Raw genomic sequence first — 12,713 nt, 5'->3', positions numbered from 1 at the left:
GCGCCTGGGTGAGCTTGTCCATCATCTCGTCCGTGTGGGCCGGCGACGGCGTGAAGCGCAGGCGCTCCGTGCCGCGCGGCACGGTCGGGTAGTTGATCGGCTGGACGTAGATTCCGTAGTCCTCGAGCAGGATGTCCGAGATCATCTTGCAGTGGACCGGGTCGCCCACCAGCACCGGGACGATGTGGCTGACCGACGGCATCACCGGCAGGCCGGCCTTGGCGAGCCGGGCTTTCAGGGTGGCGGCGCGTTCCTGGTGGGCCTCGCGCACCTCGTTGTGCTCCTTGAGGTAGCGGATCGAGGCCACCGCCCCGGCGGCGAGCGCCGGCGGCAGGGAGGTGGTGAAGATGAAGCCGTCGGCGTAGCTGCGGATCGCATCGACGATCACCGCGTCGGCGGCGATGTAGCCGCCCATCACGCCGAACGCCTTGCCCAGCGTGCCCTCGATGATGTCGATCTCGGCCATCAGGCCGTCGCGCTCGGCGACGCCCGCGCCGCGGGGGCCGTACATGCCGACCGCGTGGACCTCGTCGATGTAGGTCATGGCGCCGTACTTGCGGGCGAGCGCGATGGTGCCGGCGATGTCGGCGATGTCGCCGTCCATGGAGTAGACGCTCTCGAAGGCGATCAGCTTCGGCGCGGCCGGATCGGCCTCGGCCAGCAGTTCCTCGAGGTGGGCCAGGTCGTTGTGCCTGAAGACCCGGCGCTGCTCGCGCTTGCCGGCCCGGATGCCGGAGATCATCGAGTTGTGGTTCAGCTCGTCGGAGAAGACGATCAGGCCCGGCAGGATCTTGTAGAGCGTCGACAGCGACGCCTCGTTGGAGACGTAGCCGGAGGTGAACAGCAGGGCGCTTTCCTTGCCGTGCAAGTCGGCGAGCTCGCGCTCCAGCTCCACGTGGTAGTGGGTCGTGCCGGAGATGTTGCGGGTGCCGCCGGAGCCGGCGCCGGCCTCCTCGATCGCCTGGTGCATGGCGTCGAGCACGACGGGGTTCTGGCCCTGGCCGAGATAGTCGTTGGAGCACCAGACCGTCACGTCGGCCTGGCTGCCGTCGTCGCGGGTCCAGGTGGCGCGCGGGAACTCGCCCCTGTGGCGTTTCAGGTCGGCGAACACCCGATAGCGGCCTTCGGCGCGGACCTTGTCCAGGGCGGTGCGAAACGCGTCTCTGTAATCCATAGACCTGACCCGGCCTGGCGTCCGACGATCTCGCGCCCGTCCGGTCCCCTTGAATCTCGCCCCGGCTTTTCGCACCGGGAACCCCATGTGTCTACTCGACGGCCCGCGGCGGCCCGTTGATCTGCGTCAACGGCCGCCATTCTTCGTGAGCGGATATCGGCGCCGGAGCCTTCCGAACAAGGGCGCAGAACCTGCGGCCGTCTGGCGCGCTTCCCTCCTGGAGCGCTGCAACGACAATCCGGAGAAGGCGACCTTGGCCACCATCATCCGCGTCTATCCCGCCGTCGAGGAGACGGGCCTGGGCCCGCACCTGGAGTTCAACCTGCCCGACTTCGGCGGCCAGCTGCCGTCGCGCGGCGACCTGATCATGAAGCCGCGCGCCCACGCCGCGGCCGCCCCGCCGGAGGACGCGGAGGAGGTGTGGGAGGTGCTGGCCCGCTACTTCGACCCCGGCCCGGCCTTCGACGCCGGCGCCTGCCTGCACGTGCTGGTGCGGCCCAGGCGGATGACGCCGGTGGAGCGGGCGCTGCACGAGGGGCTGTCGCCGCCGGCCCGGACCTGACCCGCCGGGCCTGCGACGAATGGCTCCGACCAAGCGGCGCCATTGGGCGGCGCTGTTGCAGAAATGTCATTTCGGGAAGCGGCGGCGCACCCTAGCTTCCCCGTAACGCCGGTCTTCACGGCGGTGCACGGGGGGAGCCCTTTCCAATGAACTATCGCGCAATTCTGCTCGCCGCCGCCTCGGTGGCGACGCTGACGGCGGGGGCGGCCGCCGCCCAGACCGTCGAGGAGCTGGTGGTCACCGGCACCCGCACGGAAGGCCGCTCGCGACTCGAGACCCTGGCTCCGGTGGACGTCATCAGCCAGGAGTCGCTCTCCAACGTGGGCGTCACCGAGGTCAACCAGGCGCTCTCCGTCGCCCTGCCCTCCTTCAACTTCCCGCGGCCGGGCCTGGCCGACGGCACCGACACCATCCGCCCCGCCACCCTGCGCGGCCTCGCGCCCGACCAGACCCTGGTGCTGGTGAACTCCAAGCGGCGCCATTCAGCGTCGCTGGTCAACGTGAACGGCACGATCGGCCGCGGCTCGTCGGCGGTGGACCTGAACACCATCCCCTCGGCCATCGTGCAGTCGATCGAGGTGCTGCGCGACGGCGCCTCGGCGCAGTACGGCTCCGACGCCATCGCCGGCGTGCTGAACCTGCGCCTGCGCGAGGCCCGCAGCGGCGGCAACGTGACCGCCACCTATGGCTCGCGGGTGACCACGGTGAAGACCGACGTCGCCGCCCCGCCGGCCGGCGCCAACTGGACGGTGGCCGACAAGGCCAAGTACGACCGCACCGACGGCGAGACCATCAACCTCTCCGGCTGGGTCGGCCTGCCGCTCGGCGCCGAGGGCTTCCTGACGGTGGCCGCGGAATACCTCGACCAGAAGAAGACCATCCGCACCGCGCCCGACTGGCGCCAGCAATACCCGCTGGTGAACGGCGCCTTCGACCCGCGCGAGGCGGGCTTCGACCGCTACAACGCCTGGTACGGCGAGCCCGACGTCGAGCAGTACACCCTGTTCGCCAACGCCGGCTACGACGTGAGCGACACCGTCTCGCTCTACGGCTGGGCCAGCTATCAGAACCGCGACGCCATCTCGGCCGGCTTCTTCCGGCGCGCGCTCGACGACCGCAACATCATCTCCATCTATCCCAACGGCTTCCTGCCGCTGATCGCGCCGACCGTGGAGGACTTCGCGGTGGCCGGCGGCGTGGAGTGGGCGCTGGGCGACTGGGAGATGGACACCTCCCTGGTCTACGGCTCCAACGCCATGGACTTCACCATCCGCGACACCCTGAACCGGTCGATCGGCCCGTCCAGCAAGCTGGTCTTCGACGCCGGCGGCTTCGAGTACAACCAGCTGGTGTTCAACGTCTCGGGCGTGCGCACCTACGAGGTGGGCCTTGCCTCGCCGCTGAACGTCGCCGCGGGCGTCGAGGTGCGTCGGGAGAACTACCAGATCCACGCCGGCGAGCCGGATTCCTACCGCAACGGCGGCGTGCTGCTGAACGGCCAGCCGACGCCCTCCGGCGCCCAGGTGTTCCCGGGCTTCCGGCCGGAGAACGAGGTGGACGAGGACCGCTCCTCGGTCGGCGTCTATCTGGACCTGGAAGCCAACCTGACCGAGCAGCTGACCGCCTCGGCGGCGGTGCGCGCCGAGCACTACTCCGACTTCGGCGAGACGGTCACCGGCAAGCTGGCGGCGCGCTACGAGGTGAACGAGAGCTTCGCCTTGCGGGCCTCGATCCAGAACGGCTTCCGCGCGCCGTCCCTGCAGCAGCAGTACTTCACCGCCACCTCGACCAACTTCATCAACGGGGTGCCCTTCGACATCACCACCTTCCCGGCCACCGACCCGGTCGCCGCGGCCCTGGGCGCCCAGCCGCTCGACGCCGAGAAGTCGACCAACTATGCGGTCGGCGCCGTCTTCCGGATGGGCCGGGTGAACCTGACGGTGGACGCCTACCGGATCGAGGTCGAGGACCGCATCGTGCTGTCCGAGAACCTGACCCAGGCGAACGTCCGGGCCTATCTGCAGGCGCAGGGCTTCGTGGGCATCGGCGGCGGCCGGTTCTTCATCAACGGCGTGGACACCGAGACCACCGGCGTCGACATCATCGCCAACTTCGCCACCGACACCGACGCCATGGGCCGGTTCAGCTTCACCGCGGCGGCGAACTTCAACTCCACGGACGTGACCAAGGTGCCGGTGACCGCCCAGCTGGCGGCGCTGAACCCCGCGCCCGTGCTGTTCGACCGGGTGAACGTGCTGACCTTCGAGAAGGGCACGCCGGACTCCAAGTTCACCGGCTCCGTCGACTGGACCTACGACCGGTTCGGCGCGACGGTGCGGGCGACCCGCTACGGCGAGGTGCTGAGCCCGGGCACCACCGCGGCGCTGGACCTGGAGCTCGACGCCGCCGTGCTGGTGGACGTCGAGGGCCGCTGGAACATCACCGACCAGGTCCGCCTGTCGGTGGGCGCGGACAACCTGTTCGACGAATATCCGACGCGCTCGCCGCCGAACCTGAACAGCACGTCCAACACGCCGTTCTCCAACTACTCGCCGTTCGGCCGCTCGGGCCGCTACGTCTACGGACGCCTGGCGGTGACCTGGTAGGCGACGGCCCCACCTCAGGGCGGCGCGGGGCCTCGGTCCCGCGCCGTTTTGCTGTAGGCTGGGCGGATGGACACCCGGCTGCATCCCGGCGGCTGCCTCTGCGGCGCCGTCCGCTTCGAGGCGACGGGGCCGGCCAAGTGGACCGGCTACTGCCACTGCCACAGCTGCCGCCGGCACACCGGCGCGCCCGTCTCGGCCTTCGCCGGCTTCGCGCGGAGCCAAGTCACGGTCACGGCGGGCGAGCTCGCGGTGTTCGCCTCCTCCCCCGGCGCGCGGCGGGGTTTCTGCGCCGCCTGCGGATCGACCCTGAGCTACGAGGGCGAGCGCTGGCCGGACGAATTCCACATCCACGTGGGAGCCTTCGATGACCCTGAGCCGTTCGCCCCGACGGGCCACGGCTTCCCCGAGGAGCGGGTGTCCTGGCTCCACCTTACGGATCCCGCGCCGCCATAGCCGAGCTTGTCCACAATCGACCAATTGTGTGTGGACAGACGGCCGCACGGCCCGTTGTCGCAGTCCTAGTTTCCGCCCCGATGGGCTAACGGTTGTCCATGTCCCTAGTCCCGGCGCTCGACCTCCGCCCCGTTTCCAACGACGTGGCGATCCCCCACGTCCCCGCCAATGTCGAGGCCGAGCAGGCGCTGCTCGGCGCGCTGCTCTACGACAACGCCGCCTTCGAGCGGATCGGCGACTACCTGCAGGCGCGGCACTTCTTCGAGCCGTTCCACCAGCGCCTGTTCCAGGCGATCGAGACCCACATCCGCAAGGGCCAGCTGGCGGAGCCGATCCTGCTGGCCGAGCAGTTCAACCGCGACCCGGCGTTCGAGGAACTGGGCGGAGTCCGCTACCTGGCCGACCTGGTCGACCGCGCCCCGCCGGCGGCGAATGCGCCGGACTACGCCCGCGCGGTCTATGACCTGGCCCTGCGCCGCGACCTGATCCGCATCGGCGGGGACATCGCCGCGGTGGCGGCCCAGGGCGACGAGGAGCTGTCGGCCCGCGACCAGATCGAGAAGGCCGAGCAGCAGCTCTTCCAGCTGGCCGAGACCGGCGGCGTCTCCCAGGGATTCGTGACCTTCGCCGACGCCCTGCACGGCGCCGTCACCATGGCCGCCGAGGCGCACAGCCGCGACGGCGGCCTGGCCGGCATCTCCACCGGCCTGATCGACCTCGACCAGAAGATCGGCGGCCTGCACCCCTCCGACCTGGTGATCCTGGCGGCGCGCCCCTCGATGGGGAAGACGTCGCTGGCCTGTAACATCGCCTTCGACGTGGCCCGCCACTACGCCTGGGAACCGCAGCCGGACGGCTCGAAGAAGACCGTTGCGGGGGGGGTGGTAGCCTTCTTCTCGCTGGAAATGAGCGCCGAGCAGCTCGCCATGCGCCTGCTGGCCGAGGTCTCCGGGGTGTCGGGCGACCGGCTGCGGAAGGGCGAGATCGACGCCATGGAGTTCGGCCGGGTCCGCGACGCCGCCCTCGAGATCCAGGAAGCGCCGCTCTACATCGACGCCACCGGCGGCATCACCATCGCCAAGCTGGCCGCCCGCGCGCGCCGGCTGAAGCGGATGGTCGGCCTGGACCTGATCATCGTCGACTACCTGCAGCTCGTCACCGGCGGGACCGGCGGCCCGGACAACCGGGTGCAGGAGGTCTCGATGATCACCCAGGGCCTCAAGGCCCTGGCCAAGGAGCTGTCCGTGCCGGTCATCGCGCTGTCCCAGCTCTCCCGCCAGGTGGAGAACCGCGAGGACAAGCGGCCGCAGCTCTCCGACCTGCGGGAATCCGGCTCGATCGAGCAGGACGCCGACATGGTGATGTTCGTGTACCGGGAGAGCTACTACCTCTCCCGCGCCGAGCCGCGCGAAGGCACCGAAGAGCACTTCAAGTGGCAGGAGCAGATGGACCAGGTGCGCGGCCTCGCCGACATCATCATCGGCAAGCAGCGTCACGGTCCGATCGGCACGGTGCGCCTGTCGTTCAACGAGGACATCACCAAGTTCGGCAACCTGGCGCGTGACGCCAGCCGCTACGACCCGCATTAGGGCCGGATGCCTGAGCCCGCCCAGGCGCGCCTGACGATCGATCTGGACGCGCTCGCCCACAACCACGCCGTCCTGAAGCGCGAGGCCGCCGGGGCCGAGGTCGCCCCGGTGGTGAAGTCCGACGGCTACGGCCTGGGCGCGGGTCCCCTCGCCCGTCGGCTGTGGGCGGAGGGCGCGCGGAGCTTTTTCGTGGCCCGGCTCGGCGAGGGCGAGGCGCTGCGGGCCGAGCTCGGCCCGGACCGGCCGGCGACCATCCATGTGCTGGACGGCCTGACCACGGGCGCCGCGCCGCGCTTCGACGCCGCCGGACTGACCCCGGTGATCTGCAGCCTGCCGCAGGCCGCCGCCGCCAGCGTCTGGGCCCGGCAGTCCGGCCGCCGCTGGCCGGTCGCCCTGCACGTGGACACCGGCATGAACCGGCAGGGCCTGTCGGCCGAGGAGACCCGCGCGCTGGCCCAGGCCCCGGACGGCCTTCGGGGCCTGGAGGTCGCCCTGGTGATGAGCCACTTGGGCTCGGCCAGCGAGCCCACCGACGTGCGGAGCGCCGAGCAGCTCGAGCGCTTCCGCCAGATCCTGCCGCTGTTCCCGGACAGCCGGGCGAGCCTGGCGGCCTCTGCGGGCGTGTTCCTGGGGGAGCCCTACCGCTTCGACATGGTGCGGCCGGGCGTGAGCCTCTACGGCGGCGGCCCACTGGAGCGGCCGGACGAGCGGCTGCAGGCGGTGGCCACGCTGACCGCCCCGATCCTCGACATCCGCAACCTGCGGCCGGGCGACCGGCTGGGCTACGGCTCAGGCGTGACGGTGGACCGGCCGACCCGCATCGGCGTGGTCGGCGCGGGCTACGCCGACGGGGTGATCCGCGCGGCCCGAAGGAACGGCTACGCCTGGTTCGCGGGGGAGCGGCGCCCGCTGCTGATCGTCACCATGGACCTGCTGGCGATCGAGCTCGGCGACGCCCCGGCCCAGGTCGGCGAGGCCGTGGAGCTGCTGGGCCCGAACGCCCTGCTGGACGACCAGGCCGCAGCCGCCGGGACCGTGGCGCACGAGGTCCTGGTCCGCCTCAGCCGGCGCGCCGAACGGGTCTATCTGGGCGGAGCCTAGCCGGTGCGCAGCGGTCCGCCGAGCTCGGCGGCGCGGGCGACCACCACGCTCTTCAGCACCAGGATCACCAGGATCGCGCCGAGCACGGCCGCGAAGCAGGTGAGCGCGTTCTCCGGCGGGACCCGCATCAGCCGCGGCAGGCCCAGGAAGAGGGTGTAGAGGCTGTAGAGCCCCGCCAGGAGCGCCACGAGCAGCCCGAGGCTGGGATAGAGGGCGAAGACGCCGGCGACCCACAGGGCCGTGCCCGAGTAGGCGGCGAGCTTCAGCGCCTGGCCGCGGTCGCCGACCCCGCCGAAGCTGGGCGCGAGCGCGGAGACGGCCAGCGCGGTCAGGAACACCGCCAGCAGCGTCATGAGGTAGTCGGCGACCGCCTCGATCAGGGCGGTGGCGAGGTTCGCCTGGAAGCCGATGCCGGCGATGGAGTAGCCGAACAGCAGCATCCCCACGAGGCCGCAGACGGCGGGGATGGCGGCCAGGGGCGCCACATAGCCCCGGTAGAGCTCCCGGATGGAAACGGTCTCGGTCTCGACGGCCGCCCAGGCGCGGGACGGCCGCAGCAGCATGGCTCTGACGCGCGCGAACAGGCTCTCGCCCGCCGACCCCGGCTCCACCCCGCTCACCCCAGCCTCCAAGCCGATCCAGAACCGCCCGGCCCGGAGCCTAGAGCAAGGACGGGGCACGGCAAGCCGCCGCACAGACGCCTGCCGTCCGGGTCGGCTAGACTGGGCCCCTGCCGAATCAGGAGCGTACCCTTGGCCCGCGACGGCGCCGTCTATGCCTGCCAGTCCTGCGGGGCGGTCCAGACCAAGTGGTCCGGCCAGTGTTCCGGCTGCGGCGCCTGGAACACCCTGGTGGAGGAGGCGCAGGCCCGCCCGCCCGGCGCGCTGGCGCCCGCGCGCGGCGCCGCCAAGGGCCGGGGGCTGAACTTCGAGGGGCTGGAGGACGAGACCCCTGCCCCGCCCCGCATCTCCACCGGCGTGGACGAGTTCGACCGGGTCTGCGGCGGCGGCGTGGTGCCCGGCTCGGCGATCCTGCTGGGCGGCGATCCCGGGGTCGGCAAGTCCACCCTGCTGATGCAGGTGGCCGCGCATGCGGCGCGCAAGGGCGCGGCCTGCGCCTACATCTCCGGCGAGGAGGCCGTGGAGCAGGTCCGCGGCCGGGCCCAGCGCATGGGGCTGGCCGACGCGCCGGTGAAGCTGGCCGCCGAGACCTCGCTGCGCACCATCCTCGACGGGCTGAAGCGCGAACGGTTCGACCTGGTGGTGATCGATTCCATCCAGACGATGTGGAGCGACGCGCACGAGGCGGGGCCGGGCTCGGTGACCCAGGTGCGGGCCGCGGCCGGCGAGCTGGTGCGGCTCGCCAAGAAGCAGGGCGTGGCCATCATCCTGGTCGGCCACGTCACCAAGGAGGGCACGATCGCCGGCCCGCGGGTGATCGAGCACATGGTGGACGCCGTCCTCGCCTTCGAAGGGGAGCGCGGCTACCCGTTCCGGATCCTGCGCGGGGCGAAGAACCGGTTCGGGGCCACCGACGAGATCGGGGTCTTCGAAATGGGCGATGCGGGCCTGTCGGAGGTCCGCAACCCTTCGGCCCTGTTCCTCAACACCTCCGGCGAGCGCGCCGCGGGCGCGGCGGTATTCGCCGGCATCGAGGGCTCGCGGCCGGTGCTGGTCGAGTTCCAGGCGCTGGTGGCGCCCTCCGCCTACGGAACGCCCCGGCGCGCCGTCGTCGGCTGGGACTCGGGGCGCCTGGCCATGGTGCTGGCCGTCCTGGAAGCCCGCTGCGGCCTTGGTTTCGGGGACCGCGATGTCTATCTGAACGTCGCCGGGGGGCTGCGCATCAGCGAGCCGGCCGCCGACCTCGCGGCGGCGGCGGCGCTGGCGTCGTCGGCGCTCGACCAGGCCCTGCCGCAGGATTGCGTGGTGTTCGGCGAGATCAGCCTTTCGGGCGAGGTCCGGCCGGTCAGCCGCATGGACGCCCGCCTGAAGGAGGCGGCCAAGCTCGGCTTCCGCCGGGCCCTGGCGCCCGGGGACGCGGACGCCGCGCCGCCGATGACCGTGACCGGGGTCGGCCGCCTGGCCGACGCCATCCGTCGCATCGGCGACGGGGACTGGAACTAGGGTAGTGACGCAGCTCGATTTCATCGTCCTCGGCCTCCTGGCCATTTCCGCCGCCGTCGGCTTCGCCCGCGGCGCGGCGCGGGAGGTCGCGGCCCTGTTCGCCCTGGTGGCCGCGTCCCTGCTGGCGATCTTCGGCCTGCCGGTGGCCGCGCCGATCCTGCGCGAGGTGGTCAAGCCCGGCTGGCTGGGGACGGCGGCGGCCCTGATCCTGGTGTTCGTGGTCGCCTACGCGACCCTGCGGCTGATCGGCGCGATGGTGGCGCGGCGCATCCAGCAGACCGATCTGCTGGGCGCGCTCGACCGCAGCGTGGGCCTGCTGATCGGCCTGGGCCGGGGGCTGCTGGTGCTGGGAGCGCTCTACCTGATGTTCAACGCCGCCACGCCCAAGGACCTGCAGCCCCGCTGGATCACCGGCGCCACGACCTGGCCGCTGGCCCGGAACATGGGCAACTTCCTGACCGCGCTCGCGCCCCAGGGGCTCGACATCGCCGGCCGGCTCCGCCCCGCCTTCGACCGGGCGATCCGCCACGGGACGGGTGACAGAACGGTGACGGACGGCTACGAGGCGCCGCAACGCAGCGAACCCGAGGATCTGGTGGAGAAATCCCGATGACTGAGGCCCACGACCGATGGTCGCCCCCGGTTCGTGACCCCGACGACGACAGCCCGCGCCTGGAGTGCGGGGTGTTCGGCGTCTACGATGTGCCGGAGGCTGCGGCCCTGACGGCGCTCGGCCTCCACGCCCTGCAGCATCGTGGCCAGGAAGCCTGCGGCATCGCCGCCTTCGACGGCCAGCGCTTCCACACCGAACGCCACATGGGCCATGTGGGCGACGCCTTCGGCGGCGGCGGCCTCGACCAGCGGCTGCCCGGCCACTCGGCGATCGGACACACCCGATACTCCACGGCCGGCGGCTCCTTCATCCGCAACGTCCAGCCGATGTTCGCCGACCTGGAGGCCGGCGGCGTGGCGCTGGCCCACAACGGCAACCTGACCAACTTCCTGACGCTCCGCGAACAGCTCGTCGCCGAGGGCGCGATCTTCCAGTCCACCTCGGACTCCGAGGTGATCCTCCACCTGATCGCGCGGTCCCGGAAGGTTCGGCTCGTCGACCGGTTCATCGACGCCCTGACCCAGATCGAGGGCGGCTACGCCCTCGTCGCCCTGACCAACAAGAAGATGATCGGGGTCCGCGACCCGCTGGGCATCCGTCCGCTGGTGCTGGGCGACCTCGAGGGCAAGGCGGTGCTGGCGTCCGAGACCTGCGCCCTCGACATGGTCGGCGCGCGGTTCGTGCGCGACATCGAGCACGGCGAGATGGTGATCATCGACCAAGACGGCGTGCAGAGCGTCAGGCCCTTCCCAGCCCGCCAGGCGCGGCCCTGCATCTTCGAATACGTCTACTTCGCCCGCCCGGACTCGGTGGTGAACGGCAAGTCCGTCTACGAGGTCCGCAAGCGGATGGGCCGCCGGCTGGCCCAGGAAAGCCCCGCCGACATCGACGTGGTGGTGCCGGTGCCGGACTCCGGCGTGCCCGCGGCCCTCGGCTTCGCCCAGGAAGCCGGCGTGCCCTTCGAGATGGGCATCATCCGCAACCACTATGTGGGCCGCACCTTCATCCAGCCGACCCAGGGCCAGCGGGAGATGGGCGTGCGCATGAAGCTTTCGCCCAACCGCGCCGTGCTGGCCGGCAAGCGGGTGATGCTGATCGACGACTCCATCGTGCGCGGCACCAATTCGGTGCGCGTGGTGCGGATGGTCCGCGAGGCCGGGGCCGCGGAGGTGCACCTGCGCTCCGCCTCGCCGCCGATCCAGTGGCCCGACTACTACGGCATCGACATGCCGGACCGGGAGAAGCTGCTCGCCGCCAACCATTCGGTGGAGGAGATCGCCAAGATCCTGAACGTCGATTCCATGGGCTACCTGTCGGTCGACGGCCTCTACTGGGCGATGGAGGCGGGCTCGCGCAACGCCGAGCAGCCGCAGTTCACAGACCACTATTTCACCGGCGACTATCCCACCCGCCTGCTCGACCGCGAGATCGCCGAGGGGCGCAACGAGGCGGTGGAGCGCCAGCTCTCCTTCCTGGTCGACGCGTGAGCCAAGCGCCCGCGCGGGCGAGCTGGCTGGGCCGGCTCCGCCCCGACTGGTACGTCGTCCTGATCTTCGGGATGATGCTCGTGGCGACGCTCGTCCCGGCGCGCGGCGCGGCCGCTCCGGCGTTCGAGTGGACGACCCGGATCGCCATCGGCTTCGTCTTCTTCCTGCACGGCGCGCGGCTGTCGCGGCAGGCGGTGATCGGCGGCCTGGTGCACTGGCGGCTGCACCTGGTGGTGCTGTCGACCACCTACCTGCTGTTCCCGCTCGCCTGCCTGGGATTGGCAGCCCTGCCCGCCTGGATCACGCCGCCGGCGCTGGCCGGCGGGATCGTCTTCCTGGGCTGCCTGCCGTCCACGATCCAGAGCTCGATCGGCTTCACCGCCATCGCCCGGGGCAATGTCGCCGCCGCCGTGGCCGCGGCCTCCGCGTCGAACCTCCTGGGCGTGGCGCTGACGCCCCTGCTGGTCGGCCTGACCCTGCACGCCCAGGGCGCGGCCTCGCCGGACGCCATCCAGGCGATCGTGCTGCAACTCCTCGCGCCCTTCGTGGCCGGCCAGGCGCTCCGGCGGTGGATCGGCGGCTGGGTGACGAAGCAGGCCAAGCTGCTGTCGCTGGTCGACCGGGGCGCGATCCTGCTGGTGGTCTACACCGCCTTCTCGGGGGCGGTGGTCGAGGGCGTCTGGAGCCGGATCGGGGCGCTGGACCTGGTGCGGCTGACGGTCCTCTGCGCAATCCTGCTGGCCATCGTGCTGGGGGCGACCTGGGGGGCGGCGCGGGCGCTGCGCTTCTCCCGCGAGGACGAGATCGCCATCGTCTTCTGCGGCTCCAAGAAGAGCCTGGCGAGCGGCGCGCCAATGGCCGGGCTGCTGTTCCCGGCGGCCACGGCCGGGGTGGCCATCCTGCCGCTGATGCTGTTCCACCAGATCCAGCTGATGGCCTGCGCGGTGATCGCCCAGCGCTACGCCGCACGCGACTTGGGCGCGGAGTCCGGCTAGAGAGCGGCCC

At 71.4% G+C, this 12,713-nt stretch carries 11 protein-coding genes; 9 read left to right on the top strand and 2 right to left on the bottom strand.

Going from position 1 to position 12,713, the window contains the following annotated elements:
- On the bottom strand, positions 1-1,174 hold a 1,174-nt coding region (gene hemA / locus V7Z97_RS14345), incomplete at its 3' end, for a 5-aminolevulinate synthase (protein ID WP_334164116.1).
- A 253-nt stretch (positions 1,175-1,427) separates the two neighbouring features.
- On the opposite strand from hemA, the gene V7Z97_RS14340 reads away from it, so the two are divergent.
- The 5 genes from V7Z97_RS14340 to alr all read left to right on the top strand — a co-directional run bounded on the left by V7Z97_RS14340 (position 1,428) and on the right by alr (position 7,485).
- Positions 1,428-1,736 carry a hypothetical protein gene (locus V7Z97_RS14340; RefSeq protein WP_334164115.1) on the top strand — a complete coding sequence of 103 codons (309 nt, stop codon included), beginning with the start codon at positions 1,428-1,430 and terminating at the stop codon, positions 1,734-1,736.
- A gap of 146 nt (positions 1,737-1,882) precedes the next feature.
- Positions 1,883-4,342, top strand: coding sequence for a TonB-dependent receptor plug domain-containing protein (locus V7Z97_RS14335; RefSeq protein WP_334164114.1), 2,460 nt, complete (start codon positions 1,883-1,885; stop codon positions 4,340-4,342).
- 66 nt (positions 4,343-4,408) lie between these two features.
- A complete protein-coding gene (locus V7Z97_RS14330) occupies positions 4,409-4,795 on the top strand; it encodes a GFA family protein (protein WP_334164113.1) in 387 nt (128 codons plus the stop codon).
- A gap of 92 nt (positions 4,796-4,887) precedes the next feature.
- Positions 4,888-6,384, top strand: a complete 1,497-nt coding sequence (locus tag V7Z97_RS14325; RefSeq protein ID WP_334164112.1) for a replicative DNA helicase — start codon at positions 4,888-4,890, stop codon at positions 6,382-6,384.
- Positions 6,385-6,390: 6 nt separating this feature from the next.
- Positions 6,391-7,485 carry an alanine racemase gene (gene alr, locus V7Z97_RS14320; protein ID WP_334164111.1) on the top strand — a complete coding sequence of 365 codons (1,095 nt, stop codon included), beginning with the start codon at positions 6,391-6,393 and terminating at the stop codon, positions 7,483-7,485.
- Here the strand turns inward: alr and V7Z97_RS14315 are convergent.
- Positions 7,482-8,105 carry a Yip1 family protein gene (locus V7Z97_RS14315; RefSeq protein WP_334164110.1) on the bottom strand — a complete coding sequence of 208 codons (624 nt, stop codon included), beginning with the start codon at positions 8,103-8,105 and terminating at the stop codon, positions 7,482-7,484. The two genes, alr and V7Z97_RS14315, sit on opposite strands and share 4 nt — an antisense overlap.
- Positions 8,106-8,237: 132 nt before the next feature.
- Here V7Z97_RS14315 and radA point away from each other — a divergent pair, with 132 nt between their 5' ends.
- Genes radA through V7Z97_RS14295 form a run of 4 tightly spaced genes read left to right on the top strand, consistent with a single transcriptional unit; the run spans position 8,238 to position 12,703 of the window.
- On the top strand, positions 8,238-9,608 hold the full coding sequence (gene radA / locus V7Z97_RS14310) for a DNA repair protein RadA (protein ID WP_334164109.1): 1,371 nt from the start codon (positions 8,238-8,240) through the stop codon (positions 9,606-9,608).
- A gap of 4 nt (positions 9,609-9,612) precedes the next feature.
- Complete coding sequence (locus V7Z97_RS14305) at positions 9,613-10,221, top strand: CvpA family protein (RefSeq protein WP_334164108.1); 609 nt, start codon at positions 9,613-9,615, stop codon at positions 10,219-10,221.
- On the top strand, positions 10,218-11,708 hold the full coding sequence (gene purF / locus V7Z97_RS14300; protein WP_334164107.1) for an amidophosphoribosyltransferase: 1,491 nt from the start codon (positions 10,218-10,220) through the stop codon (positions 11,706-11,708). Before V7Z97_RS14305 ends, purF begins: the two co-directional genes overlap by 4 nt.
- A complete protein-coding gene (locus V7Z97_RS14295; RefSeq protein ID WP_334164106.1) occupies positions 11,705-12,703 on the top strand; it encodes a bile acid:sodium symporter family protein in 999 nt (332 codons plus the stop codon). The genes purF and V7Z97_RS14295 overlap by 4 nt, the downstream gene beginning before the upstream one ends.
- Positions 12,704-12,713: the final 10 nt, after the last annotated feature.

Origin of the sequence: Phenylobacterium sp., assembly GCF_036821595.1 — a bacterium.
Lineage (GTDB): Bacteria > Pseudomonadota > Alphaproteobacteria > Caulobacterales > Caulobacteraceae > Phenylobacterium.
This window is presented reverse-complemented; position numbering and strand designations above follow the sequence as displayed.

Bases quoted from the DNA above. Each gene is read 5' to 3' on its own strand.
- V7Z97_RS14335 (WP_334164114.1), top strand. From the start codon at position 1,883: ATGAACTATCGCGCAATTCTGCTCGCCGCCGCCTCGGTGGCGACGCTG.
- V7Z97_RS14330 (WP_334164113.1), top strand. From the start codon at position 4,409: ATGGACACCCGGCTGCATCCCGGCGGCTGCCTCTGCGGCGCCGTCCGC.
- alr (WP_334164111.1), top strand. From the start codon at position 6,391: ATGCCTGAGCCCGCCCAGGCGCGCCTGACGATCGATCTGGACGCGCTC.
- purF (WP_334164107.1), top strand. From the start codon at position 10,218: ATGACTGAGGCCCACGACCGATGGTCGCCCCCGGTTCGTGACCCCGAC.